We start from the raw sequence: 26611 nt of genomic DNA, 5'->3' as shown, positions 1-26611 counted from the left end.
GCCCGCCATCTCCTATGCTCGGGCCATGGCCGTCATCATCGTCCTCACCGAGGAAGCCCTGCAGGAGTCCGACGTCACGGCGATCGGCGAACTTCACGATGCTCCTGGAACCCGCTTCCACGTGCTCGTCCCGCAGGACACCGAGCGCAATCTTGTCACCGACTTCATCGATCATCTGAGCCTGTTCGAGCTCAAGGAAGCGTGGGAGGAGCTCACCCACCGCCCGGACCCCCAGGAGGCACGGGCGGAGGCCGACGACGCCCTCGCCACATCCCTGCGGCGATTCACGGCGGCCGGCGTGGACGCTGAGGGCGCGGTCATCGCGGACGACCCGATCCCGGCGCTACGTCAGGCGGTCAACGGTCTCCAGGCCGACGAGGTGGTGGTCGTGACACGGCCGCACGCCGTCGAGGACACATTCCATCGTGACTGGGCGTCGCGGGCGCGGGAATCTCTCGGCCTGCCCGTGCTGCACCTGTACTCGGGGACCAACCGGCTGGGCTGAGGAGCCGACATGGCCCACCGCCGGTCAGAAGCCGGTGTCGGTGGGCTGGGGGTAGTACCGGCGTAGCGCCCGGAGCTGGTTGACCTGCGCCAGCACGCGATAGAGCCACCGTCGCGGGCTGCGGTCGGCGGCATAGCCGAGCGGGTGGACGGCCCGCCGACGCCGCAACACCGCACGGACGCGGGCAAGCAACTCGGCGTCCCTGACGTACTGGCGTAACACGAACGTCGGGATATAGGCATAGACGCCGTCCTCCTGTGCCCGTTGCGGCGGCAGCGCCTCATCGAGCACGAAGTCCGCCACCAGCGCTCGGGCCGTGCTCGCCCCGCCCACGTTCGCATAGTAGTGCGACCGCCCCAGGCGCGGGTTGATGTCGAGCAGGCGCGCGACGCCGTCCCGAGGGTCCACCTTGAAGTCCACGCTGGCGAATCCGCGGAAGTCCACCGCGTCCAGCACGCGACGGACCGCATCGACAAGTGCCGCGTCGTAGTCGACCATGATGATCGCCGAGTTCCCGATGAAGGTCGGCTGATGCATGGCCAGCAGGACGTGCCCGGAGGCTGCCATCGTCAGCTCGCCACGGGAGTCCCGGTAGCAGTTGACGACCCGGTTGGCGGTGTCGTCACCGGGAATGAGCTCCTGCACCAGCATCGTTCCGCCATAGCCGGCGGCGCCGATACGGTCGAGTTCGAGGACGAGCTCATCGGCGTGCTCGAGGACGTACACCTTCCGCCGCCCGATGAAGGTCAACTCCTCGAACTCGGCGCCGGCGAAGGGCTTCATCACCACGGGGAACGTGAGCTCACGCACGCGTGCTCGCCACGCCTCTTCCTGCCGCGGCAGCGGCCTCACCTCGACCGTTCGCGGTGCCGGGATGCCCAACTCGGCCAGCACGCTGTTCATGGCCCGTTTGTCGGCCAGCTGCTCGATGGTGGCAGCGGGCGCGAACGGGATCACGTACTCGCGCTCGAGCTGCTCCCGGTACCGGAGCACGAAGGCGAGCTGATGATCGGAGTTGACCACGAGGATGCGCCTGGTCTGCGGATGTCGCTGCGCGACGTCGGACAACGCCGCGAGCGTCGCTTCATCTGTGGCGCCGGCACCGGTGAACACGTTCTCGAGGATCGCTGAGTCGTTGATCGGCCCTCGCGGCTGCTCGCTGATCACCACCGAGCGCACGCCGTACGTCTCGTGGAAGGAACGTGCCATCGCATAGATGCCGAGGTCCGTGCCAAGGAGCACGGGGCACAGGGCTGGTACGGGCACGGTGAGGTCCTCCGCAGCGGTGGGGAACTGATGACGGGCCAAGATGGTGAGCCCGCGCGAGTCTACCGACTCCTCCTCGGCGCGCCCTGGACGTCCGGCTGCCCTGTGCGCCTAGCCTGGACGCGTGAACGTGCAGCGGACCCCGGTAGCACCCCCGGACTTCGAGGCCGCACTGCTGAGCCTGCGCGGCCACCGGCTGCGCCCGGAGTTCCACCTCGAGGAGGTGCCCGCTCCCACCCGCATCGCCCCCTATGCGCTCGCCCTCACCGGCGAGGTGAATCCTACCCGGGACCCGGAGGACATGGTGGGCAACGGCCGGTTCGTCGTTCTCTACGACCCCGAGGGCCAGGAGGCCTGGAACGGCGAGTTCCGGGTGATCGTCATGGCGCGGGCGAACCTCGAGCAGGAGTTCGCAGCCGATCCGATGCTCGGTGAGGTGGGATGGTCCTGGTTGACCGAGGCGCTGGTTGCTGAGGGTGCCGGCTATCACTCGTTGTCGGGCACGGTCACGCGAGTGCTGTCGGAGACCTTCGGTGGGCTCGAACTGCGCGACGGTGAGGTGGAGATCGAGATCCGCGCCTCATGGACGCCCGAGGGTCCGGATATGTCGTCCCATCTGCGTGCCTGGGCGCTCCTGACCTGTCAGGCTGCAGGTCTGCCTCCTGTCCCCGACAACGTGAGCGCCCTGAGACCCAAACGATGACCACTTCCCCTCCATCCGGAACCTCGGCCGAGCCCGAGCACGAGAGCGCGCCCGAACTCGTCCCCCTGACCGAACCCGCGGACGGTGTTCCCGACGTCGTGGAGACGCCGGCCGACCTCGACCGCGTGGTCGATGCACTGAGGAGGGGCACGGGCCCGGTCGCGGTCGACGCCGAACGCGCCTCGGGCTATCGGTACGGCCAGAGCGCCTATCTCGTACAGCTGCGACGTGAAGGCGCCGGCACCGCACTGCTCGATCCTCGAACGCTGCCGGATCTGGAATCCGTGGGGCAGGCGCTCGCCGGTACCGAATGGGTGCTGCACGCCGCGAGCCAGGATCTGCCGTGCCTGGCCGAGGTGAACCTCGTCCCGAGCCGCATCTTCGACACCGAGCTCGCCGGGCGGTTGCTCGGACGCGAACGGGTGGGTCTGGGGCCGATGGTCGCCGCCGAGCTCGGACTCGAGCTCGCGAAGGAGCACTCGGCCGCCGACTGGTCCACCCGCCCGTTGCCCGAGGCGTGGTTGCGCTACGCCGCGCTGGACGTGGAGGTCCTGGTAGAGCTGCGGGACCGATTGGCCGCAGCCCTGGAACGTACCGGCAAGCTGGAGTGGGCATTGCAGGAGTTCGAAGCCGTACGGACGGCACCTGCGCCACCACCACGACAGCAACCGTGGCGCCGCACCTCCGGGGCACACCACGTGCGGGACGGGTTGGGCCTGGCGATCGTGCGGGAGCTGTGGCAGGTCCGTGACGCTGAAGCACGCCGGATCGACCTCTCCCCCGGCCGACTCCTCCCAGATGCGGCGATCGTCGCCGCCGCCACCACGCGACCGACGACGATCGCCGAGCTGGCGGCCTTACGCCCGTTCAAGCACAAGGCGGCCGCGCGGCGCACCCGCCTGTGGTTCGAGGCCGTAGCCCGCGCCATGGCATTGCCCGCATCCGCGCACCCACCCCGGCGCGGTCCCGTCTCAGACACGTTGCCGCCGCCCCGGGCATGGAAGGACCGCAACCCCGAGGCAGCGGCGCGGCTGGACGCCGTCAAGCTGGTGGTCCGGTCACGGGCAGCCGAGCTCGATCTCCCGCAGGAGAATCTGCTCACCCCCGATTACCAGCGCCGGATCGCGTGGGATCCGCCCCCCGACCTGAGCCTCGTCGGTGTCACCTCTGAACTCGAGCAGTTGGGTGCCCGGCCCTGGCAGATCGACCAAGTGGGCGAACTCCTCGCCGGCGCACTGCGTTCCGCACGCAGCTGATCCCCCACGGCAGGTCCGGGCGGGTTAGGGTGGGACCACCAGTACCTAGTACTCCCAGTCCCAGTGACGTGACCTGGAGGTCTCGATGCCTTTGCTCGGTCGTGATGTCGTCCTCGTCGACGCCGTCCGCTCCCCGTTCGGACGCGCCCGCCCCGACGGCCTGTACGCGCACACCCGCGCCGACGATATCGCCGTGGCCGTCGTCCGTGAGCTGCTCCGTCGTCACCCTTCCCTCGTTCCGGACCGCATCGGCGACCTTGCCCTGGCGGCCACCACGCAACAGGGCGACCAGGGTCTGACTCTGGGCCGGACGGTCGGCCTGCTCGCCGGCCTCCCCCGGACCGTCCCCGGCTACGCGATCGACCGGATGTGCGCCGGGGCGATGACCGCCGTCACGAACGTGGCCGCGCAGATCGCCATCGGGGCGATCGACGCTGCGGTGGCCGGTGGCGTCGAGCACATGGGGCGTCACCCCCTCGGCGCCTCCGCTGACATCAACCCGCGGTTCGTCGCCGAGCGGCTCGTCTCCACCGATGCGCTGGTGATGGGCGCCACCGCCGAGAACCTCCACGACCGGTACCCGCGCCTGACCCGTCCGCGTGCCGACGCCTACGCAGCAGCGTCACAGCGCAAGTACGCCCGTGCACTCGCCGAGGGTCACATCGACGCCGATCTCGTCCCCGTCGGCGTCCCGGACCCCGAACGAGGCTGGGGACTGGCCACCGCCGACGAGCCGCCGCGGCCGGGCACCACCGTCGCCGGGATGGAAGGGCTTGCGACCCCGTTCCGCGCCGGTGGCCGGGTGACCGCGGCGACCTCCTCACCATTGACCGACGGTGCCACGGCCGCGCTCCTGATGGATGCTGCCACCGCGGCCGATCTGCAGCTCGAACCACGCCTGCGGCTCGTCTCCTACGCCTACACGGGCGTCGAGCCGGAGGTCATGGGAGTCGGCCCCGTCCCGGCCACCCACCGTGCCCTGGAACTGGCCGGCCTGACCATGGAGGACATCGGCCTGATCGAGATCAACGAGGCCTTCGCGGTCCAGGTGCTCGCATTCCTGGACGCCTTCGAGATCGCCGACGACGATCCTCGGGTCAACCCCTACGGCGGTGCGATCGCCGTCGGGCATCCCCTGGCCGCCTCCGGTGTACGCCTGATGAGCCAGCTCGCACGGCAGTTCGCCACCCACCCTGAGGTGCGCTACGGCATCACCACCATGTGCGTCGGGCTCGGGCAAGGGGGCACCGTCGTGTGGGAGAACCCGCACCACGCCTCATCCCACAGCACCGACAGGAGGAGCACCGATGACTGAACGCATCACCCACGCCCTGGTCCGGGACGTCCAGCTGGAAGACCTCGGCGTCCTCGCCCTGATCACCCTGGACAACGGGGCAGGGCCGCGCAAACCGAACACACTCGGCCCCCAAGGTTTGGACGAGCTCCGGGCGGCGCTGACCGTGCTCACGCAGCGGGCCCGCGACGGGGAAATCGTGGCGGTCGCCGTGACCGGCAAGCAGTTCCACTTCGCCGCCGGGGCCGATCTGCACGGCGCCGCGGGGGTCACCGATCGGGCCTCGGCACGTGCCATCGCTGAAGCCGGGCACGAGACCTTCGCCCGCCTGCTCGACATGCCCGTACCCACCTTCGCCTTCATCGGTGGCGTGGCGCTCGGCGGTGGGCTGGAGCTGGCGCTCTCCTGCCACTACCGGACAACGAGCGCAGCGGTACGCGGCATCGGTCTTCCGGAGGTGTTCCTCGGACTCGTCCCAGGCTGGGGTGGGACATTCCTGCTGCCGCAGTTGATCGGGATGGAGCGCGCCCTACGGGTGATCGTGGAGAATCCGCTGCGCCAGAACACCCAGCTCACCGGCCCGGACGCGGAGCGGCTCGGCATCGTCGACGCCGTCCTGGAGCCGGCGGACTTCCTTTCCGAGTCGTTGCGATGGGCCGCACAGGTGATCCGGGGCGACCTCGTTCCCGAGCGCTACCCGGGCGACGAGCCCGAGTCCGCCCGCGCTCTCGTATCCTCGGCGCGCATCGAGGTGGAGGCGCGCCTGCACGGCGCCGCGCCCTCGCCCGGGCGGGCGCTCGACCTGCTGAGCCTCGCGGCGGACGGCGACCGGCACGCCAGTGTCGAGGCGGAGAACGAGGCACTCACCGACCTGATCACCTCGCCGGAGTTCGAGGCGTCCGTGTACGCATTCGACCTGACCACCCGGCGCGCCAAGAACCCCGTCGGGGCACCGGACGCGGACCTGGCACGCCCCGTGCGCAGCATCGGCATCGCGGGCGCGGGGCTGATGGCTTCCCAGCTCGCGCTGCTGTTCGCGCGCCGGATGCAGGTTCCGGTCGTCATGCGCGACCTCGACGACGTGCGGGCCGATCGCGGCCTGCAGTTCGTCGCCGACGAGGTGCAGAAGCTCGTCACCAAGGGGCGGCTGGCCGCAGCCGAGGGCAACCGGATCCGGTCCCTGGTCACGTCCACCACGGAACTTGCTGACCTCGCAGGTGCCGATCTCGTCATCGAGGCGGTCTTCGAGGAGCTGGAGGTCAAGCGGCACGTCTTCGCGGAGCTGGAGACGGTCCTCTCACCCGAGACGATTCTCGCCACCAACACCTCCGCTCTCTCGGTGTCGGCCATGGCAGCCGGTCTGCAGCATCCTGAGCGGGTGGTCGGGCTGCACTTCTTCAATCCGGTCGCGCAGATGCCGTTGGTGGAGGTCGTGCGAGCCGACCGCACCGACGACAGCGCCTACGCCACCGCTTTCGCGGTCGCGGCCGCGTGCCGGAAGTCGGCCGTCGCGGTAGCCGATGCCCCCGGCTTCGTCGTGAACCGGCTGCTGGTGCGCCTGCTCGCAGAGGTGCTCGGATCGCTGGAGGACGGCACCGAGGTCACGACGGCAGACCGGGCGTTGTGGCCCCTCGGCCTCCCGATGGGACCGTTCCAGCTGTTGCAGCTGGTGGGACCTGCCGTCGCCGGGCACGTGCTGGACACGCTTCGCGAGAATCTGGGCTCGCGCTACCCCACCTCCCCCGGCCTGCAGGCGATGATCGCCGACGGCGCCCGGTTCGTCGAGTTCGAGTCCCGCCCGACCGCGGCCTCACCGGTGGACATCTCGATCGCGCGGTACTTCGGTTCGCGCAGCGAGCGGGGAGGTCAGGACGAGGCGGGCCTGCTGCGACGCGTCCGAGATGCACTGGCAGAGGAAGTCGACCACATGCTCGCCGACGGCGTCGTGGCCGAAGCGGCGGACATCGACCTGGCCATGCTGCTCGGGGCTGGATGGCCGTTCCACCTCGGAGGAATCACGCCCTACCTGCGGCGGACCGCAGCCAGCAGCACCTGACACCGGTTCGTCAGGCTCGCACGGCCTCGAACAGAGTCCGCTGGGGTGGGGCGTGTGCCGGATCCACACCGTCGAACAGACTGGAGACCGACTCGCCGAGGTGGATCCGGCGGATCGCTTCGGCGAACAGCTGTGACGTGGAGCGCACAGTGAGGTCGAGCCAGTCGGCCGGGGCAGGCACCGTATCGGTGGTCACCACCTCGGAGATCATCGGGTGCTCACGCAGGCGCTGCTTCGCCGGACCGGTGAAGAGACCGTGCGTGCAGACCACGGAAGCTCCGACACACCCGGCGTCCGCCAGGCGTTCCATCAGTTCCACGATCGAACCCCCGGTGGCGATCTCATCGTCGAGGACGATGGCGCGCTTGCCCTCGACGTCGCCGACGATAGCGTCGATGACCACCCGGTCGTCCGCGAGGCGCTGCTTGTTCCCGGCCGCGACGGGCAGGCCGAGCAGGCGGGCGAACTGCGTGGCGGACTTGGCGTTGCCCAGGTCCGGTGACACCACGATCGCATCGCCCAGCTCCTGCCCTCGGAAATGATCGGCGAGCACCCCGAGCGCCGTGAGGTGGTCCACCGGCACGGAGAAGAAGCCGTGCACCTGGGGAGCGTGCAGAGTCATCGTCAACACCCGGTCGGTCCCGGCGGTCACGAGCATATCGGCCACCAGCCGGCCCCCCAGGGAGATGCGGGAGGCATCCTTCTTATCCGAGCGGGCATAGGCGAAGTGCGGCATCACCGCAGTGATCTGCGCCGCCGACGCTCCCCGCGCCGCATCGATCATCAGCAGGAGCTCCATCAGGTGCTCCTGCGTCGGCGGCACCAACGGCTGGACGATGTAGACGTCCCGTTGCCGGCAGTTCTCGAGCAACTGTGCCTGCAGGCAGTCGTTGCTGAACCGGCTGATGCGGGAGGGACTCAGCTCCAGCCCGAGTTCACCGCAGATCCGTTCTGCCAGTGCCGGATGGGCACTGCCGCTGAAGACGACAATGTCCCGGGAGGCGATTCCGCTCGCATTGCGCATGCCGGTTCCTTCGCGCTCGGGTGCTTGGACCACATGCTACGAGACGCCGGGCGTTGAGGCGTTCTCGTTCCGTCGTGCCACGGCTGCCGCCGTCTCGCGGGCGATGTCCTGCGGACGGAGCCCCATCTCCTCCTCCAGCTGTGCACGGGAGGCGTGCGAGAGGAACTCGTGTGCGATCCCGTGGACCTGAACGGCGACGTCGGGGCTGGACTCGGCGAGCCGGTCCCGCAGTGCACTGCCGAAGCCGCCCGTGACGATGCCGTCTTCGATGGTCACGACCCGGTCGTAGCCGGCCGCCAGGTCCACCAAGGCGTCCGGTACCGGGATCACCCAGCACGGGTCCACCGCCATCGCCCCGATCCCCTGGTCCCCCAACCGGTGCGCGACCTCGGCGGCAGTGGCCGCGAACGGTCCCACGCCCACCACGAGAACCCGGGCTCCGCCGTCGCCGGCTGCCCGGGCGAGGACATCCAGACCGGACGTGCGGCTCAGGGCCGGTAGGGGCTCCGGCAACGCTCCCTTCGGGTAACGCACCACGGTGGGAGCGTCCGAGACGGACACCGCCTCGCGCAACGCGCTGCGTAAGGTCGCCTCGTCGCGTGGCGCGGCCAACCTCAGCCCGGGCACCAGGCGCAGCAGTGCCAGGTCCCACATGCCGTTGTGGCTGGCACCGTCGTCACCGGTGAGGCCGGCTCGGTCGAGCGTGATGGTGACGCCGGCGCGGTGCAGCGCCACGTCCATCAGCAGCTGGTCGAAGGCGCGGTTGAGGAAGGTGGCGTACAGCGAGACCACCGGGTGCAGTCCGGCGAACGCCATCCCGGCCGCGGAGGTGAGTGCGTGCTCCTCGGCGATGCCGACATCGATCACCCGGCCCGGGAGCTCACGCGCCATCGGGGCCAGCCCGACGGGTTCGGGCATCGCCGCAGTGATGCCGACCACGTCCGACCGGGTACGCGCGATCTGCAGGATTTCGTCGGCGAACACCGACGTCCACCCGAAGCGGGAGGGCACCACGGGCAGTCCCGTCTCCGGATGGATCTTGCCGACGGTGTGGAAACGGTCGACGGCGTCACTCTCGGCAGGGACGTAGCCACGCCCCTTCTCAGTGACAACATGCACGATCACCGGGCCGCCGTAGCCCCGCGCACTGCGCAACGCCGCGTCCAGGGCATCCATATCGTGCCCGTCGACAGGTCCGATCGACTTCAGTCCGAGCTCCTCGAACAGGCCGTGCTGGGGGCGCAGCACATCCTTGAGGCCCTTCTTCATCCCGTGCAGGGCGTCATAGGTCAACCGGCCCGGACGACCCCCGCCTTGGAGTGTCCGTTTACCCCAGCCGAGCACCCGCTCATAGTTGCGGTCGGTGCGAACGGCGTCCAGGTAGCGGGCGAGACCGCCGACGGTCGGCGAGTACGACCAGCCGTTGTCATTGACGACGATCACCAGGCGCTGGTCCGGTGAGTCGGCGAGGTTGTTCAGCGCCTCCCAGGCCATACCCCCGGTCAGGGCGCCGTCGCCGATCACGGCGACCGTGTGCCGGTCGGTGTCCCCTGCCAGCAGCCGGGCCCGGGAGATGCCGTCCGCCCACGACAGCGCGGTCGAGGCGTGGGAATTCTCGACGATGTCATGATCGGACTCAGTGCGGCTCGGATACCCGGAGAGCCCACCCCGGCGCCGCAGGTCGGCGAAATCCTGCCGGCCGGTCAGGAGCTTGTGCACATAGGCCTGGTGCCCGGTGTCGAAGACCACGGAGTCCCGCGGTGAGGAGAACACCCGGTGGATCGCCAGTGTCAGCTCGACCACCCCCAGATTGGGGCCGAGGTGCCCGCCCGTGCGAGAGACCGAATCGACGAGGAATGCCCGGATCTCCTCGGCGAGCGCCCGCAGGCGCCGTGGGCTCAGTGCGCGCAGATCCTCGGGACCGCGCAGCCGTTCCAGCTCGGTCACCTCATGCTCCCGTCATCAGCCTGCAGCTGCACCCATGCTACGTGCCTGGGCGTTCGCCGGCGGCGCGGAGAGGTCGAGGTCACGCAGCGCCCGGTGATCGACGGGCCGATCTCCCGCCGCGACGAGCAGCGCGCGGGCGCGGTCCAGCTCGTTGAGGAATGCGTTCGCGTGGGTACGCAGGAGCTCGATGCGTTCCTCGTCACGTTCCACCCACCGGAAGTCCCGCCGGAGGGTGTCGCGGTGCTCGACCACGAACAGCACCCGATCGCACCCGGTCACGTGCAGCTGCCACTGCAATTGGTCGGCGTAGGTGCGCGCGGCGCCGTCGAGGTCTTCGACCGAGGTCTTGATCTCGGCGATCGAGTGCTCCCCGATCCCGTCAGGTGTTGCCAGGTGGCGCGGATCGTGACCGGCACACAGCAGCGAGCTGGGTGCGATCCCGAATCGTTGGTGCACCCAGGCCGCGATCACCGGTTCACGGCGGATCCCGTGCTCGAACTGCGGTAGCCGCGGGCCCTCCCAGCCCGTGAGCTTGGCCTCCAGGAGACGACGGCGCTGCTTCGATACTCGTCCGCTGGTGGTGACGAGGCGGCGCGCGTCGGTGGCGGTCACACCCCACAGTCGTGCTCGCAGCCATGCCACCCGGTTGCGGGAGGAGACGACGTCACCGGCTGGGGTGCGCACGTACCGGTAGCCATCGATCACGCCTGGCACCTTACGGCAGGGCCGGTGCGACAGCGCGGAGCACGCGCCGGACCCACCCGGACGCTCCGGAGAGCCGCGAGCCGCGCAAGTGCTGCCTGTGCTGCCTGTGCTGCCTGTGCTGCCTGTGCTGCCATCCCACCATCTAGGCTGGCAGGTATGCGACTGCTCCCTGGGCACACCATCAGTCACGATCTGACCTACGACGATGTCTTTCTCGCACCGTCCTACTCGGACGTCTCCTCGCGTTTCGATGTCGACTTGGCGACGACGGATGGGACCGGGACGACGATCCCGATCGTGGTGGCGAACATGACGGCGGTCAGTGGGCGGCGGATGGCCGAGACCGTGGCCCGCCGGGGCGGGATCGCGATCCTGCCCCAGGACCTGCCGCTCGCGGAAGTGCGTCGGACGATCGCCTCGGTCAAGGGCCGCCACACCCTGCTCGAAACCCCGGTGACGGTCGCACCCACCGATACCGTGCACACGGTCCTGACCCTGGTCGACAAGCGGGCCCACGGGGCTGCCGTGGTCCTCGATCAGGGGCGTCCAGTCGGTGTCGTGACCCGGTCGGACTGCCATGGTGTGGATCAGTTCACGCAGGCGCAGGAGGTCATGAGCGCCGACCCGGCGGTGCTCGAACTCGACACGCTGGAAGGCCCCGGCGCCCTGGAGGCGGCGTTCGAGGCGCAGCATGCGGCCCGGCGGCGCTTCTCCCCGGTGGTCGACTCCTCGGGCAGGCTGTGTGGCGTCCTGACCCGGCTCGGGGCGCTGCGCTCCTCGATCTATGCACCGGCGCTCGACGATGCCGGGAGGTTGCGCATCGGTGCCGCCGTGGGCGTCAACGGCGACGTCGCGGCGCGGGCGCGTGGTCTGCTCGAAGCGGGAGCCGATGTCCTGGTCGTGGACACGGCGCACGGGCACCAGGCGAAGATGATCGAGGCGCTGCGCGCCACGCGTGCCCTCGATCCCGCAGTTCCGGTCGTCGCAGGCAATGTCGTCACGGCCGACGGCGTCACCGACCTCGTCGAGGCCGGTGCCGACATCGTGAAGGTGGGTGTGGGTCCTGGCGCGATGTGCACCACCCGCATGATGACGGCGGTGGGGCGCCCGCAGTTCTCGGCCGTGGCGGAATGCTCCCAGCGAGCGCGTGAGCTGGGCCGGCATGTGTGGGCCGACGGCGGCATCCGGCATCCACGCGATGTCGCACTGGCACTGGCTGCCGGTGCGAGTCAGGTGATGGTGGGCTCATGGTTCGCCGGGACCTACGAGTCGACCGGCGATCTGCATGTCGACCCCGACGGACGCCGGTACAAGGAGAGTTTCGGGATGGCGTCCGCACGAGCGGTGGCGGCACGCACGGCCAGCGATGCCAGCCCGTTCGCACGGGCCCGCAAGAGCCTCTACGAGGAGGGCATCTCGGCCTCCAGGATCTACCTGGACCCGGACCGGCCCGGCGTCGAGGACCTCCTCGACCACATCACGGCCGGGCTGCGTAGCTCGTGCACCTATGCGGGCGCTCGGAGCCTGGCCGAGTTCAGCGACCGTGTACTGGTCGGGCTGCAGTCCCGGGCAGGCTACGACGAAGGCCGTCCGCTCCCGGGGGGTTGGTGACGATGGGAACACCACGATCTGATCGCCGCCGCGTGCTTGCGTACGGCGAGTGGCCCTCCCCCATCTCCGCGCAGGCGCTGGCCGCGGGAACTGTTCGCCTGTCTGAGCTCAGACTCGCCGGAGCCGACACCTACTGGGTGGAGTCGCGCCCGTGGGAGGAGGGACGAAGCGTGCTGGTGCGGCGCGACAGCACCGGAGACGTCGGCGACGTCCCGATGCAGGCGCCTGATGGCGGTACGTTCGACGTCCGCACCCGCGCGCACGAGTACGGCGGCGCCTCCTATGCGGTGACCGATTCGGTCATCGTGGCATCACGACGTGAGGACGACCGGGTCTATCGCATCGACCTCCAACCGGACGGCAGCACGGCACCGCCCACTCCGCTCGTGGCGGTGAGCGGGCGCCGGTATGCCGACTTCGAGATCGATACCGAACGTGGTGTCGTGTATGCGATCGCGGAGGACCACGGAGAGCCCGGTGCCGCACGGACCGATCCCACCGCCACACTCGTGTCGATTCCGCTCGACGGCGCCGCGGCGCACGACCCAGACCTCGTGGCGGTGCTGGTCCGGGACAGCGACTTCGTGACGTCACCACGTCTGAGCCCGGACGGCGCCCTGCTCGCGTGGATCAGCTGGAACCACCCGGCGATGCCGTGGGACTCCTCCGAGCTGCACGTGGCCACGGTCGCCGACGGTGGCGCACGTGTGCTGCACCACCGGACCGTGGCGGGAGGGCCGCAGGTGTCGGTGGCCGAACCCATGTGGACCCCGGCAGGGGATCTCGTGCATGTCGACGACCGCACGGACTGGTGGAACCTCTATCGGACCGAGCTGGACGGCGCTCACCGGCGCACCAGACCGCTCCATCCCAGCGATGCCGAGTTCACCGTCCCGCAGTGGGGCTTCGGTCCCCTGACGATCGACCTGCTGAGCGACGACCACCTCATCGCGGCCTACACGGTTCAGGGGCGGCGCCGGCTCGCCGCGATCCGTATCGACAACGGTGCTCTCGAGCCGTGGGAGGGCGACTGGGCTCCGGTAGGCGACGTGCGTGCTGCACCGGGCCGGGTGGTCTTCATCGGAGCGGGGCCGTACCGGGCCCAGGCCGTGGTCGAGCTGGACCTGGCTGCCGGGACGGCCACCGTGCTGCGCTCGACCACTGATCTCGAGCTGGACGAGCAGTCGATCTCGGTAGCGGAGGATGTCTCCTGGCCGTCGTCCGACGGGGTCGCTCACGGCTTCCTCTACCGCCCTACCAGCGCCGAGTGGATGGGCGGTGACGCGGAGCGGCCGCCCCTGCTGGTCCTCTCTCACGGGGGGCCAACGGGTGCCACATCACCTGGGCTCGATCTGGCGGTCCAGTTCTGGACCACGCGTGGATTCGCCGTCCTCGACGTCAACTACGGCGGCAGCACCGGCTATGGGCGCGCCTACCGGGAACGGCTCCATGGCCGGTGGGGCATCGTTGACGTGGCCGACTGCAGCTCGGGCGCCCGCTGGCTCGCGGAACAGGGCATCGTCGATCCGAACCGGGCGGCTGTACGAGGTGGCTCGGCAGGCGGCTACACGACGCTGGCAGCATTGACGTTCACGCAGACGTTCGCCGCGGGAGCCAGCCACTACGGCATCGGCGACCTGGAGGCGCTGGCAGCGCACACGCACAAGTTCGAGAGCCGGTACCTGCACTCCCTGGTGGGGCCCTACCCTGAAGCCGCTTCCATCTACTGGGACCGTTCGCCGGTGCATCATGTGAATCGGCTCCGAGCTCCGATGATCCTCTTCCAGGGGACCCAGGACCGGGTCGTCCCCCCGGAACAGGCCCGCCTGATGGCCGACGCGGTGCGTGCAGCCGGCATGGAGGTCGAGCTGGTGATGTTCGACGGCGAGGGGCACGGGTTCCGGCGCGCGGACAACCGCCGGACGGCGCTTGAAGCCGAGCTTGCCTTTTACGGCCGAGTGTTCGGATTCTCACCCACCTGAGCGAGCAGCCGGCCCGACGGGAGCGAGACTTCCCTCGCAGACGACGGCGGCCGGGCAGAGCGGGAAGTCCCTGCTCTACCCGGCCGCCGTTCTCCGGCTGTCTGCGCTCAGTCGTTCACGAGGGAGCGCAGCACGTACTGGAGGATCCCGCCGTTGCGGTAGTAGTCCGCTTCCCCCGGGGTGTCGATGCGCACCACGGCATCGAACTCGACCGTGGCTCCGTCGGACTTCGTGGCCGTGACGTGCACGGACGACGGTGCAGGACCGTCGGTGATGGCGCTCACGCCCGCGATGTCGAAGGTCTCGGAACCGTCGAGCCCGAGCGACTCGACGCTCTCCCCTGCCGGGAACTGCAACGGGAGGACGCCCATCCCGATGAGATTGGACCGGTGGATGCGCTCGAAGCTCTCGGTGATGACGGCCTTGACGCCCAGTAGGGCAGTTCCCTTGGCTGCCCAGTCACGCGAGGAACCGGAGCCGTACTCCTTGCCACCCAGGATCACCAGCGGGATGTCTGCCTCGGCGTAGGCCTGCGCGGCGTCGTAGATCGTGGTCTGCTCGCCGGTGAGGTGGTTCAGCGTGAACCCGCCCTCGACGCCGTCCAGCAGCTCATTGCGCAGCCGGATGTTGGCGAAGGTGCCGCGGATCATCACCTCGTGGTTACCGCGACGCGAGCCGTAGGAGTTGAAGTCCTTGCGCGCCACGCCGTTCTCGGCCAGGTAGGTCCCGGCCGGTGAGTCCGGCTTGATCGACCCGGCTGGGGAGATGTGGTCCGTGGTGACCGAGTCACCGAGCTTGGCCAGCACCCGCGCACCTGCGATGTCCTCGACCGGTGCAGGCTCGGCAGTCATACCCTCGAAGTACGGGGGCTTACGCACGTAGGTCGACTCGGCATCCCAGGCAAAGGTGTCACCCTCGGGTGTGTCGAGCGAGCGCCACTGCTCATCCCCGGAGAACACGTCCGCGTAGTCCGCGGTGAACATCTCCCGGTTGATCGAGGAGTCGATCGTGGACTGGACCTCTTCCGGGGAGGGCCAGATGTCGGCGAGGAACACCGGCTTGCCATCCTCGCCGTGACCCAGCGGCTCGTGAGCGAAGTCGAACTCCATCGTGCCGGCCAGCGCGTAGGCAATCACCAGCGGCGGCGAGGCCAGGTAGTTCATCTTGATGTCGGGGTTGATCCGGCCCTCGAAGTTCCGGTTGCCCGAGAGCACCGAGACCACAGCCAGGTCGTTGGAGTTCACCGCCTCCGACACCTCCGGGTCCAGCGGGCCGGAGTTGCCGATGCAGGTGGTGCAGCCGTAGCCGACCAGGTGGTAGCCCAGTTTCTCCAGGTAGGGCCACAGGCCGGCCTTGTCGTAGTAGTTCGTGACCACCTGAGAACCGGGAGCCATCGAGGTCTTCACCCACGGCTTCACCGTCAGGCCCGCATCGACGGCATTCTTGGCGAGCAGCCCTGCGGCCAGCATGACAGACGGGTTCGAGGTGTTCGTGCAGGAGGTGATCGATGCGATCGCCACCGCGCCATGGAACAGTTCGTAGGTCGCACCGTCCGGCGTGGTGACCGGCACGGTCTTGCGTGCCTGATTGCCGATGGCCGGTGAGTCGGAGGCGGGGAAGGACTCCTTCTCCGCCTCGTCCACACCGTTGCGCACCTCGGGGGCGTAGGCCGGCAGGTCGCGCTGGAAAGCCGCCTTGGCATGCGAGATCGCGATCCGGTCCTGCGGGCGCTTCGGCCCGGCGATGGAAGGAACCACCGTGCTCAGGTCGAGCTCGAGGTACTCCGAGAACACCGGCTCGGTTGCCGGGTCATGCCACATCCCCTGTTCCTTCGCATAGGCCTCGACGAGGGCGACCTCGTCGTCCGAGCGTCCGGTCAGGCGCAGGTAGTCCAGCGTGACGTCGTCGATCGGGAAGATCGCCGCAGTGGAGCCGAACTCCGGGCTCATGTTCCCGATGGTGGCCCGGTTCGCCAACGGCACGGCAGCGACGCCGTCGCCGTAGAACTCCACGAACTTGCCGACCACGCCATGTTCACGCAGCATCTCGGTGATGGTCAGCACCACGTCGGTGGCGGTCACGCCGGCCGGGATCTGACCGTTCAGCTTGAATCCGACCACGCGCGGGATGAGCATCGACACCGGCTGGCCGAGCATGGCCGCCTCGGCCTCGATACCGCCGACGCCCCAGCCGAGCACACCCAGACCGTTGACCATCGTGGTGTGGGAGTCGGTGCCGACGCAGGTGTCGGGGTAAGCGCGAAGGACCTTCTGCCCGCCGGACTCCACCTCACGGGTCATCACCGTGCGGGCCAGGTACTCGATGTTGACCTGGTGCACGATCCCGGTGCCCGGGGGGACGACCTTGAAGTCGTCGAAGGCAGTCTGGCCCCAGCGCAGGAACTGGTAGCGCTCATGGTTGCGCTCATACTCGATCGCCACATTGCGCTCGAACGCGTCGGAGCGGCCGAACACGTCGATCTGCACCGAGTGGTCGATCACGAGTTCGGCCGGAGAGAGCGGATTGATCGACGCAGGGTCGCCGCCGAGATCGGCCACCGCCTCACGCATGGTCGCCAGGTCCACGACGCACGGCACACCGGTGAAGTCCTGCATCACCACGCGAGCCGGAGTGAACTGGATCTCGGTGCTCGGCTGCGCGCTGGGGTCCCAGTCGGCCAGTGCCCGGACATGGTCAGCGGTGATGTTGGCACCGTCCTCGGTGCGCAGCAGGTTCTCGGCGAGAACCTTCAGGCTGTAGGGCAGCCGCTCCAGCCCGGGGACGGCGCCGAGCCGGTAGATCTCGTAGTCGGTCTCACCCACCCGCAGGGTGCTCTTGGCGGAAAAGCTGTCCACGGTGCTCACTGGCCACTCCTGTCATGCGGAACGTCGTCGGCGCAGGACCATCCTCGCACTTACGTGACGAGTATGTCCCGATATTTATCTCGATATCGAGATAAATACTACCGCAGCGCTTCCCGGCTCGCGAGCGACGCGCGCATCACTCACCCGTGCCAGGTGTGAGGACCGCCACGGTCTCCACATGGTGGGTGTGCGGGAACAGATCGATCGGATCCAGCGCGGTGAGCGTGTACCCGTGCTCGCGCGCATAGGCGACATCACGGGCGAGCGCCGCGGGGTCACAGGCGACGTACACCACCCGCCGGGGCGTGGTCCGCAGCAGTTGCTCGACGACCGCCTCACCGGCTCCGGCGCGCGGCGGGTCGAGGACCACCACATCGGTGTCGGCGAACTGTGCCGACTGCAGGATGCGGTGTACCGCGCCCTGGTGGAGGCGGATCTGCGGACGGTCGTGGACGTTGCGGCGCGCGTCCTTGACCGCCCGCTCGTCCGACTCGACGGCGTCAACCGCACCCTCACCACCCACCGCGTCCGCGAGCGGAACTGTCAGCAGACCCGACCCGCTGTAGAGATCCAGAACGCGTTCACCGGGCCGCACCTGAGCGGCTGCCAGCACCGCGGCCACGAGCGCGGCAGGGGCCTGCTGATGCACCTGCCAGAACCCCTCAGCGGCGACGCGATAGCGCCAGCTGCGTCCATCGACCTCGACACGCTCACGCGCCGTCCGTCGTCCGCCGCGCAGCGGGACGCCGTCGATGAGCACGATCCGGTCACTCTCGCTGGGTGCGACCGCGTCGATCCGCGCGCCGGGGCGCCACGTGCGAGAGAGCAGCTCCGGTACCCCGAGTGCCTCAACGGCGAGGGGCATCGAGCGTAGTGGTGCGATCGTGTGGGTGCGGTGCTGAAACATCCCGGCACGGCCCTGCTCGTCGACCACCAGCTCGATCCGGGTGCGATACCCCAGACCGCCCCGTTCCCGGTCCTCGTCGACACCACGGACCTGCAGCCCCGTCACCAGCGGATCCTGCGGGTCGAGCCCGCCGATGCGCTGCAGCGCGTCGACCAGGACGTCCCGCTTCCAGCTCAGCTGACCATCGAGGCTCACATGTGCCAGCTCTCCTCCGCCGACGCCGCCCGGTCCTGCCTCAGGCCAGACCGAGTCCACCCGCTCGGGTGCGCCGTCAAGGATCTCCACGGCATCGGCGCGCCAGTGCCCCCGGCGCCGGCTGTCGGTGACTCGTGCACGGATCCGTTCCCCGGGGAGCGCATGACGAACGAAGACCACCCGCCCGTCCACACGAGACAGGCAATGCCCGCCGTGGACCGCCTGCCCGACAGTCATCTCGATCAGTTCGTCGCTATCGGGCATCGTCACCGCTCCGTTGGGTCTCGTCATGAACGGCCGTTCCCGCCCATGGGCCGATCAGCTCAGCCGACTTCAGCTGCCAGGGCACCGAGGCCATGACCACACCCGGCATGTGCAGCAGCCGAGCCTTGAGCCGGGCTGAGCTGCGGTTGTGCAAGATCCGTTCCCACCAGGTACCCACCACGTACTCAGGAACGTAGACCACCACCAGGTCGCGAGGGGACTCACGCCGGATGGACTTCACGAACTCCAGCACCGGCCGTGTCACCTCGCGATAAGGAGAGTCGAGGACCGTCAGCGGCAGTGGCACACCGAGAGCGTCCCACTCATCGCGAACCCGCGCCGTATCTGCGGGGTCAACCGCGACCGAGATCGCCTGCAGCGTGGACGGACGCGTGGCGCGGGCGTAAGCCAGCGCCCGCAGTGCGGGCTTGTGTACCTGCGAGACCAGCACGACAGCATGGACGCGCGAGGGCAGTGCCTTCGCCTTCCCCTCATCACTCAAGGCGAGCTCGGCTGCCACCGCGTCGTAGTGGCGGCGGATCAGCCCCATCAGCACGAACAGCACCGCCATCAGCCCGACTGCGATCCACGCACCGTGCGTGGCTTTGGTGACCACGACCACTGTCAGCACCACCGCCGTCAGGAGGAAGCCGAACGAATTGACCGCGCGGGCCCGCAGCATCTGGGTGCGCTCCTGTGCGGCGATGACGGTACGCAACCGGCGGTTCCAGTGCTTGACCATGCCGAGCTGGGCGACAGTGAAGGAGACGAAGACGCCGACGATGTAGAGCTGGATGAGCTGGGTGACCTGTGCGTCGAAGATCCAGATGAGCGCGATCGCGGCGACACTGAGGCTGACGATCCCGTTCGTGAGAGCGAGCCGGTCGCCACGGGTGTGCAGCTGCCGCGGTAGGAAGCCGTCTTTGCCCAGCACCGAGGCCAGCTGCGGAAAGCCGTTGAACGCGGTGTTGGCGGCCAGCACGAGGATCGCAGCGGTCGCCGCGACGACGACGACGATCAGCCACGGCACGGCGACGAAGACGACCTCGGCGATCTGCCCGATGACGGGCGTCTGTACGAAGTCCTCCGCCACCGGGCTGCCCTCGATCCGCAGATCGCGGGATGGAACCTCGACGACTCGAACCCCCGTCGCCTGCGCCAGTCCCAGGACCGCGAACAGCATCGTGGCGCCGATGAGTCCCAGCAGCGAGAGGGTGATCGCGGCGTTGCGCGCCTTCGGACGACGGAACAACGGCACTCCTGTGCTGATGGCCTCGACGCCGGTGAGTGCCACCGCACCGGAGGAGAACGCGCGTAGCACCAGGAAGGCGCCCGCGATACCCATCAGCCCCTGATCCAGGCTCTCCATCGGGACGACCTCGTAGTCGGCGCTGGCGGCGCGCCCGATCGTTCCGCTCGCCCATTGCAGACCCCCGACGACGGCCATCACGCCCATCGCAGCCAGGAACAGGTAGACCGGCACCGCGAAGCTGCGCCGGGACCGCTGCCCGCCGCGCACGTTCGCCAGCGCGACCAGCACCACCATGGCGGTCGCCACCCATTCCTCGTGCGTGCGCAACTGCGGCCAGATCGTCGTCAGGTACTGGGCGCTCGAGGACAGCGAGACCGCAACGGTCAACACATAGTCGACCAGGACCGCGGCTGCGACGGACAGACCCGCCTTCTTGCCGAGATTCTCCGTGGCTACCTGGTAGTCACCGCGGCCCGCGGGGTAGGCCCGCACCAGATGGCGATAGGACGCCACGACCGTCAGCATCACCCCGATGACGGCGAGCCCGACCCACGGGGAGACCACGACGGCAGCCGCGCCGGCCAGCGACAGGGTGAGGATGATCTCGTCAGGTGCGTAGGCCACCGACGACAACGCGTCCGAGGCGAACACCGGTAGTGCTTGCCGCTTACGGAGTTGCACGTGTCCGATCCGGTCGCTACGGACCGGCCGTCCCACGAGCAGCCGTTTGGCGGCTTCCACGATGTCTGGCACGCCGCCATGCTACGCGCGCGCTGTCGCAGGCCTCGACGTTGAGCCGGGCGACCCTGCAGCCCGCAGATGTCACGCCGCCGCGGTGCGGGTGTAGCGTCTGCATCGTGCACTTCGTCATCATGGGCGCCGGGCGCGTCGGCACCACTCTCGCCGAGACCCTGGAGGGACGCGGGCATTCGGTCTCGATCATCGACCAGAACCCCGACGCGTTCCGGCGGTTACCCGAGTCCTTCGAAGGGCGACGTGTGACCGGGATGGGTTTCGACCGGGAGGCCCTCGCGCAGGCTGGTATCGAGGACGCCTACGCGTTCGCTGCTGTCTCCAGCGGCGACAACTCCAACATCATCGCAGCCCGTGTGGTCCGTGAGACCTTCGGGGTGGAGAACGTGGTTGCCCGCATCTATGACCCTGCCCGGGCCGAGATCTACCAGCGACTCGGCATCACCACCGTGGCCACCGTCCGCTGGACCTCCGATCAGGTTCTGCGGCGGATGATGCCGGTCGGTGCGGCCAGTGAGTTCCGGGATGCCTCCGGTTCGGTGACCATGTGCGAACTGGATCTGCATGCGGGGTGGCTGGGGCAGCCCGTCCGTCAGATTCAGGCAGCCACCGGCGCACGAATCGCATTCCTGTCTCGGCTGGGCGATGGTTACATCCCCACACCGGACGACGTCCTGCAGGAACACGACGTCCTGCACGCGCTGGTCTACACCGACCGCCTGGATGAGACGCAGCGGACGCTGAACCGTCCGCCGCGGGCGGAGGAGGACTGATGCGGGTCATCATCGCCGGAGCCGGAAGTGTCGGCCGGTCGATCGCACGCGAGCTGATCGGGCACGATCACCAGGTCACACTCATCGACAAGAACCCGGCCGCGATGAAGGTGTCCTCGGTGAGTGCGGCCGAGTGGCTCCTCGGTGATGCATGCGAGATCGCCAGCTTCGCCACCGCCCACCCCGAGGAGAGCGATGTCGTCGTCGCCGCGACCGGGGACGACAAGGTCAATCTGGTGGTCTCGCTGCTGGCGAAGACCGAGTTCGGCGTCCCGCGCGTGGTGGCTCGCGTGAACAACCCGAAGAACGAGTGGATGTTCGACGAGGCCTGGGGTGTCGACGTCCTTGTCTCCACCCCCCGGATCATGACGGCGCTGGTCGAGGAAGCCGTCTCCATCGGCGACCTGGTCCGGATCTTCACGTTCCATCAGTCCGGTGCCAGCATGTACGAGATCACGCTCGCCCCAGGTGCGACCGTCGTCGGGCAACGGGTGGCCGACATCGCGTGGCCGGCCGGGTCGGTGCTCGCCGCGATCATCCGTGGCGATGAACCCATCCCGCCGAGCCCGGACGACACCCTGGAGGCAGGCGACGAGTTGCTCATCATCGCCACCTCTGCCGACGAGAACGACCTCAGCGCGCTGCAGCAGCTCCTCGGGGACGAACCCACAACCACGTGATCCACAGGACGAGCGCCCACAACGGCAGACCCATGACCAGGCGTGCGGTACCGAGCCAGCCGGCTTCGGCCTGTAGGTAGAGCGGCACCTGGACCGCAAGCCGGGCCACGAATGCCCCGAACCACAGCCAGGATGCGCGCACATACCGCCTCCGTAGGGCGTGATCGGTGCGCCACCGGTGGTCCTGACCGGTCAAGAGCGCCACCAGCACGCCGACCACGGGCCAGCGCAGCAGGATCGAGGCCAGCACCCCGACCGCGAATCCGGCGTTGACCAGCAAGCCCCACGCGAAGAAGTCGGACGCCTCCCCTGATCGCCACGCCCACACCGCACCGATCGCCACACCGGCGAGCCCACCGACCGCCTGGGTGACGGGTGTGCGCCCGATCAGGCGAGCGATGGTGGCCACGACCGCCACGGCCACAGATGCGATCAACGCAGGGGTCAGGTCGCGTGTGAGCACGAAGGTGACGACGAACACCAGCCCCGGCGCCACGGACTCGATCAGGCCTCGCACACCGCCGATCGAGTCGGCGATGCTGAACCGGTCGGCCGTGAGCTGGCGGACTCCACGCGCAGCCGCCTCGCTGTGGTCACGATCGACGAGTCCGGCTGGGGTTGCGTTCCCGGGATCCGGGCCGGTCCCTTCGGCGGCCACCGGCTCATCCGAACCGGCTGGGTGCTCGGTGGAACTCACGAGGCCGCTCGCTGGGGCAGGATCCGGTAGCTCGGGTTGTAGATGGCCGGGCGCGGCTGGCCGGGGGCGGTGCGGCACAGCATGCCTTCGACCTTGAGGCGGCAGCCCGGCACGATGCCCGGGATCTCGCGCCTGCCGAGCCAGACCAGATCGACGCTGCCCGAACCGTCATAGAGTTCGGCCACGAGCTCAGGCGCCTGCCTCGCCGGTGCATACGTGACTGACCGGATCACCCCGGACAGGCAGACTCGTTGACGCGCCCGGCACCGCGCCACGGGCACAGTCCCTTGCCGCTCCGCCTCGACCTTCTCCTCACCGGCGTCGAACTCGGACTGCGAGGCGACGACCCGACGCAGCCGTTCGCGCCACGTCATCGCGTCTCCGTCGTCTCGTGCCCGCGTGCGGGCAGCTCGATACTGGCCGGTGGGACGTCATCCGCTGTCGTCCGTTGCCCGGGAAGATGCAGCGGAAGCAGGTCACGCGGCGGGCGGGGGTCGCTGCCCCGGACCACGACCACGTCACCGAAGAGCGCCTCCATGGTGGCTGCTGCCGAGGGATCGATCGCCGCCTTTCCCGTCAGCACACCGCGGAGGAACCAGCGTGGGCCATCCACGCCGAGAAACCGCGCGGGCCGGTGACCGCTGCGGCCGTCCGGTAGCCGAACCGGAAGGCGGGCCAGCAGCTCGGTACCGAATGGACCCGGGCGTTCGTCGACCGAGCCACCCTGCTTGTCGACCTGTGTCTGGAGCTCGGCTCGCAGGGTCTCCCACAGGCCCGCGGTCCGCGGAGCTGCGAACGGCTGAATCTGTAGCGCGGAGCCCTCATAGGCGAGATTCACCCCGACGACCCGCCGGGTCTTGCGATCGAGCTCCATGCGGATCTGCATCCCGGAGCGCTTCGGCACCCATAACGAACCAAGGTCCATCCGCAACCCTCGGGATCGAACCTCCTCGGAGTCCCAGGGACCGATCAACCCTTCCTCGGATGCCTCGGCATCCTCGGCCGGCGCGTCCGGCGACGATGCCGAATCAGCCCGCTCGTCCTCCCGGACCGCTTCGTCGGTCCCGGCCTGCTCGACGGTCCGTCGTCGACGGAACCATCCCATCAGCTCTGTCCTTCCATCGCGGCCACGCCTCCGGTCGAGCCGAACCCGCCCTCGCCCCGTTCACTCGCGGGCAACGTCGTCACCTCGACCAGGTCGGCCACGGCCACCCGCTGGATCACCAGCTGAGCGACACGGTCGCCACGATCCAAGCGGACGCTGCGGGCCAGGTCGGTGTTGTGCAGGATCACGGTGACTTCTCCACGGTACCCCGCGTCGACCGTCCCTGGCGCGTTCAGCACGGTGAGTCCGTGCTTGGCGGCGAGTCCGGATCGCGGATGCACGAACGCCGCGTATCCCGCCGGCAGCGCGATGGCGAGCCCGGTCGGCACTGCCTGCCGCGCTCCTGGCGCGATGTCGCAAGGCTCGCGCGCCAGCAGGTCGAGACCCGCATCACCCGCGCGCGCATAGCTGGGGACTGGAAGGCCGGGATCCAGGCGCTGAACCAGGACCTCGACAGGCATCTCGTCGCTCATCGTCACGGTCCCAGGCTACTGGCCGACCAGGGTGCCTCGGGACCGTGGCACCCTGGTCGGTATGCCTGCCATCCCCTCGTACCGCGAGCGCGTTCTCCCGTCCCCGGCCGCGTGGCTGTTGGCGCCCGCCGCCGGCTCACTCGTCGGGCTCGCGTTGCTGCCGCTCGACGCGGTGCTCGCGCTGGCCGCCGGGGCGCTCACCGCGATCCTCGCCGCCGTCATGCTGATCGCCGTCTCACCGGTCGTGGAGGTCTCCGACGGTCTGCTCCGGGTCGATCGGGCACGACTGCCTGTGGAACTCGTCTCACAGGTGATCGAGCTGGACGGGGACGAACTGAAACACGCCATGAGGCGCGGACTGGACGCCCGGGCCCACGTACGCTTCCGTGCTTGGTCTCCTACCGCCGTCAGAATCGCCATCGACGACCCGCATGACCCGACACCGTACTGGCTGGTCTCCACGCGGCGCCCGGCTGAACTGAGCCGGGCACTCGGGCGCAGATCCTGATACCTGCGCGCAGGGCCGGGCCCATGCCTGCGGACCAGCGACGCGCACTTTCCCTCGGCGTGTGGTCGCTGGCCCCGTGGGCGGCGCCCACGTGTCGTACTCCTCGTTCTCAGGCTGCGCACTCCGAGCACACCGGCTGGCCGCCCTTCTCATAGGCCAGCTGGCTGCGGTGGTGTACGAGGAAGCACTGTGAACAGGTGAACTCATCAGCCTGGCGGGGCAGGACGCGGACGGACAGTTCCTCACCGCTGAGGTCGGCTCCGGGGAGCTCGAATCCTTCCGCGGCTTCAGTCTCGTCCTCGTCCACCGCAGGCGAGTTCTTCTCCGAGCGCCGGGCCTTCAGCTCCTCGAGCGAGTCCTCGCTCAGGTCCTCTTCGGTCTTGCGCGGTGCATCGTAGTCGGTCGCCATGATGGGCAAGCGCTCCGGTTTCTCTCGATTGGACTTCTGGCACGTACAACGATCGGCGCGCCGACATGTTCCCGTGGCGGGTGAATTGTGCACCATCAGCCGCTCGATTGCATACTCACGGTCCCGGACTAGAGTGTCCGGACACGGTTCTGCGCCGGAGATCGTGTCCCCTCAACGAGATCTGAGGTCGGATCGACCGCCACTCCGCACTCAATACGCCGAAGAACCGCGACCACCTGGCAGGCTCGCTATCGAGCTGGGATCGGCTCGTCGGAGCCGAGCACGGAGGCGACATGATCGAGTTGGAACTTGTAGGCATTCACAACGACGCCGAGCATCTCGTGCTGATGGGTCCGGACGGCGAACGTTACCGTCTGGAGATCGATGAGGCGCTGCGTGCTGCCGTCCGACGCGACCGTCCCCAGCTCGAGCAGGTCCGCACCGAAGGTGTGGTCCGGCCACGTGAGATCCAGGTGATGATCCGCTCCGGGTCGAGTGCCGAGGACATCGCCGCCGAATTCGGTGTTCCGCTCGAGACGGTGCGGCGCTATGAGGGTCCGGTGATCGCCGAACGTCAGCACGTCAGTCAGCAGGCACGTGCACTGACGATCAGCCGGCAGCCAGGCGCGCCGGTGCTTGCAGATGTGGTGGTCGACAGGCTGGCCTCGCGCGGAGTCCGCACAGATGCGCTCGAGTGGGATGCACGCCGCGTCGCTCACGACCCATGGGAGCTGGTGCTTCGATTCGTCGCCGGCGACCGGGAGCGAGCAGCCACCTGGCAGGTCGACCTGTCGACCCGGACCGTCCTTGCCCTCGACGACGAGAGCCGCTGGCTCTCCGAGATGGAGTGGTCGCCCCCGACCGGATCCCGACGCCACCTGTCGGCGGTCCGCGGCGGCCGGGTCTACGACGTCGAGAACGACGATCCGATCGACCTCACCGGCCCGCTCGCCGCGGTGGACGCCGGTCTGGCCTCCTCCCCCCACGGTGAGGACGGTGCCACCGACGACACCATCGAGGCCGGCGATGCCGACCGCACCGAAGCCCTGCTGGACCAGCTCGCTGCCGATCGCGGAGTCCGGCAACCTGTGGTCGACGAGTCAGACGAAGTAGACGAGGCAATGCACGAACCGATGCTCTGGGAGGACCCCCCGCCCGCGCACCCACCGGCCTCTCATCCTCACGAACGTCCCGACGCGACGATCCTGGCCGTCCCTGAGGCGGCGACGACATCCGGTGCGGGCGACGAGCCGCTTGAGAGCCCCAGGGCTGACGCCACCCCGGCCGAGGAATCCGAGCACGCGCCCCGTCCACGTCGGCGTCGCCGCACCAGCGTGCCCTCCTGGGACGAGATCGTGTTCGGCGCCAAGAACGACTGAACG

At 68.9% G+C, this 26611-nt stretch carries 23 protein-coding genes; 11 read left to right on the top strand and 12 right to left on the bottom strand.

Annotation, left to right across the window (positions count from 1 at the left end; translation table 11 throughout):
• Positions 1-25: 25 nt before the first annotated feature.
• The gene (locus FV560_RS07060) at positions 26-505 is read left to right on the top strand and encodes a hypothetical protein (protein WP_159620796.1); all 480 of its coding nucleotides are present in this window, start codon (positions 26-28) and stop codon (positions 503-505) included.
• 24 nt (positions 506-529) lie between these two features.
• On the opposite strand, the gene FV560_RS07055 is transcribed toward FV560_RS07060, so the two are convergent.
• Positions 530-1771 (bottom strand): carboxylate--amine ligase, encoded by a 1242-nt coding sequence (locus tag FV560_RS07055; RefSeq protein WP_159620795.1) that lies wholly within the window; start codon positions 1769-1771, stop codon positions 530-532.
• Positions 1772-1895: 124 nt separating this feature from the next.
• Here FV560_RS07055 and FV560_RS07050 point away from each other — a divergent pair, with 124 nt between their 5' ends.
• From FV560_RS07050 to FV560_RS07035, 4 genes are all read left to right on the top strand, one after another.
• Positions 1896-2474 (top strand): DUF3000 domain-containing protein, encoded by a 579-nt coding sequence (locus tag FV560_RS07050; RefSeq protein WP_159620794.1) that lies wholly within the window; start codon positions 1896-1898, stop codon positions 2472-2474.
• Entirely contained in the window at positions 2471-3730 is a 1260-nt protein-coding gene (locus FV560_RS07045; RefSeq protein WP_159620793.1) for a ribonuclease D, read from the top strand. Before FV560_RS07050 ends, FV560_RS07045 begins: the two co-directional genes overlap by 4 nt.
• Before the next feature lie 85 nt (positions 3731-3815).
• A complete protein-coding gene (locus tag FV560_RS07040; RefSeq protein WP_159620792.1) occupies positions 3816-5045 on the top strand; it encodes a thiolase family protein in 1230 nt (409 codons plus the stop codon).
• On the top strand, positions 5038-7080 hold the full coding sequence (locus FV560_RS07035; protein WP_159620791.1) for a 3-hydroxyacyl-CoA dehydrogenase NAD-binding domain-containing protein: 2043 nt from the start codon (positions 5038-5040) through the stop codon (positions 7078-7080). The genes FV560_RS07040 and FV560_RS07035 overlap by 8 nt, the downstream gene beginning before the upstream one ends.
• A 10-nt stretch (positions 7081-7090) precedes the next feature.
• Here the strand turns inward: FV560_RS07035 and FV560_RS07030 are convergent, their stop codons facing one another.
• The 3 genes from FV560_RS07030 to FV560_RS07020 are packed head-to-tail and all read right to left on the bottom strand — an operon-like array spanning position 7091 to position 10756.
• Entirely contained in the window at positions 7091-8104 is a 1014-nt protein-coding gene (locus tag FV560_RS07030) for a ribose-phosphate diphosphokinase (RefSeq protein ID WP_159620790.1), read from the bottom strand.
• 36 nt (positions 8105-8140) lie between these two features.
• Entirely contained in the window at positions 8141-10051 is a 1911-nt protein-coding gene (gene dxs, locus FV560_RS07025) for a 1-deoxy-D-xylulose-5-phosphate synthase (RefSeq protein ID WP_159620789.1), read from the bottom strand.
• A 15-nt stretch (positions 10052-10066) separates the two neighbouring features.
• Positions 10067-10756 (bottom strand): YqaJ viral recombinase family protein, encoded by a 690-nt coding sequence (locus FV560_RS07020; RefSeq protein WP_159620788.1) that lies wholly within the window; start codon positions 10754-10756, stop codon positions 10067-10069.
• A 156-nt stretch (positions 10757-10912) separates the two neighbouring features.
• Here FV560_RS07020 and FV560_RS07015 point away from each other — a divergent pair, with 156 nt between their 5' ends.
• On the top strand, positions 10913-12367 hold the full coding sequence (locus FV560_RS07015) for a GuaB1 family IMP dehydrogenase-related protein (RefSeq protein WP_159620787.1): 1455 nt from the start codon (positions 10913-10915) through the stop codon (positions 12365-12367).
• Positions 12368-12369: 2 nt separating this feature from the next.
• Positions 12370-14349: a S9 family peptidase gene (locus FV560_RS07010; protein WP_159620786.1), complete on the top strand. Its 1980-nt coding sequence runs from the start codon at positions 12370-12372 to the stop codon at positions 14347-14349.
• Positions 14350-14456: 107 nt separating this feature from the next.
• Here FV560_RS07010 and acnA read toward each other — a convergent pair whose 3' ends face one another.
• The 3 genes from acnA to FV560_RS06995 all read right to left on the bottom strand — a co-directional run bounded on the left by acnA (position 14457) and on the right by FV560_RS06995 (position 20584).
• The gene (gene acnA, locus FV560_RS07005; RefSeq protein WP_159620785.1) at positions 14457-17213 is read right to left on the bottom strand and encodes an aconitate hydratase AcnA; all 2757 of its coding nucleotides are present in this window, start codon (positions 17211-17213) and stop codon (positions 14457-14459) included.
• 136 nt (positions 17214-17349) lie between these two features.
• Entirely contained in the window at positions 17350-18579 is a 1230-nt protein-coding gene (locus tag FV560_RS07000; protein WP_235019972.1) for a class I SAM-dependent RNA methyltransferase, read from the bottom strand.
• Entirely contained in the window at positions 18569-20584 is a 2016-nt protein-coding gene (locus tag FV560_RS06995; protein ID WP_159620783.1) for an APC family permease, read from the bottom strand. Before FV560_RS06995 ends, FV560_RS07000 begins: the two co-directional genes overlap by 11 nt.
• Before the next feature lie 119 nt (positions 20585-20703).
• Here FV560_RS06995 and FV560_RS06990 point away from each other — a divergent pair, with 119 nt between their 5' ends.
• Positions 20704-21357, top strand: a complete 654-nt coding sequence (locus tag FV560_RS06990) for a potassium channel family protein (RefSeq protein WP_159620888.1) — start codon at positions 20704-20706, stop codon at positions 21355-21357.
• Positions 21357-22037: a potassium channel family protein gene (locus tag FV560_RS06985; protein WP_159620782.1), complete on the top strand. Its 681-nt coding sequence runs from the start codon at positions 21357-21359 to the stop codon at positions 22035-22037. The genes FV560_RS06990 and FV560_RS06985 overlap by 1 nt, the downstream gene beginning before the upstream one ends.
• Here FV560_RS06985 and FV560_RS06980 read toward each other — a convergent pair.
• From FV560_RS06980 to dut, 4 genes are read right to left on the bottom strand one after another with little or no spacing between them, the layout of a single operon-like run.
• Positions 21991-22734 carry a DUF3159 domain-containing protein gene (locus tag FV560_RS06980; RefSeq protein ID WP_235019971.1) on the bottom strand — a complete coding sequence of 248 codons (744 nt, stop codon included), beginning with the start codon at positions 22732-22734 and terminating at the stop codon, positions 21991-21993. The two genes, FV560_RS06985 and FV560_RS06980, sit on opposite strands and share 47 nt — an antisense overlap.
• Positions 22731-23108, bottom strand: coding sequence for a single stranded DNA-binding domain-containing protein (locus FV560_RS06975; RefSeq protein ID WP_159620781.1), 378 nt, complete (start codon positions 23106-23108; stop codon positions 22731-22733). The genes FV560_RS06980 and FV560_RS06975 overlap by 4 nt, the downstream gene beginning before the upstream one ends.
• Positions 23105-23839, bottom strand: coding sequence for a DUF3710 domain-containing protein (locus FV560_RS06970; protein ID WP_159620780.1), 735 nt, complete (start codon positions 23837-23839; stop codon positions 23105-23107). The genes FV560_RS06975 and FV560_RS06970 overlap by 4 nt, the downstream gene beginning before the upstream one ends.
• Positions 23839-24312 carry a dUTP diphosphatase gene (dut, locus tag FV560_RS06965; RefSeq protein ID WP_159620886.1) on the bottom strand — a complete coding sequence of 158 codons (474 nt, stop codon included), beginning with the start codon at positions 24310-24312 and terminating at the stop codon, positions 23839-23841. Before dut ends, FV560_RS06970 begins: the two co-directional genes overlap by 1 nt.
• A gap of 61 nt (positions 24313-24373) precedes the next feature.
• On the opposite strand from dut, the gene FV560_RS06960 reads away from it, so the two are divergent.
• Positions 24374-24820 (top strand): DUF3093 domain-containing protein, encoded by a 447-nt coding sequence (locus FV560_RS06960; protein WP_159620779.1) that lies wholly within the window; start codon positions 24374-24376, stop codon positions 24818-24820.
• Positions 24821-24929: 109 nt separating this feature from the next.
• On the opposite strand, the gene FV560_RS06955 is transcribed toward FV560_RS06960, so the two are convergent.
• The gene (locus tag FV560_RS06955; protein ID WP_159620778.1) at positions 24930-25229 is read right to left on the bottom strand and encodes a DUF4193 domain-containing protein; all 300 of its coding nucleotides are present in this window, start codon (positions 25227-25229) and stop codon (positions 24930-24932) included.
• Between the two features lie 293 nt (positions 25230-25522).
• Between FV560_RS06955 and sepH the strand changes: the two genes are divergently transcribed.
• Complete coding sequence (sepH, locus tag FV560_RS06950) at positions 25523-26608, top strand: septation protein SepH (RefSeq protein ID WP_159620777.1); 1086 nt, start codon at positions 25523-25525, stop codon at positions 26606-26608.
• Positions 26609-26611: the final 3 nt, after the last annotated feature.

Source organism: Ruania rhizosphaerae (assembly GCF_009805705.1).
Taxonomy (GTDB): domain Bacteria; phylum Actinomycetota; class Actinomycetes; order Actinomycetales; family Beutenbergiaceae; genus Ruania; species Ruania rhizosphaerae.
Note: the sequence above shows the minus strand (reverse complement) of the source record. Positions and strands in the feature narration are given on the sequence as shown.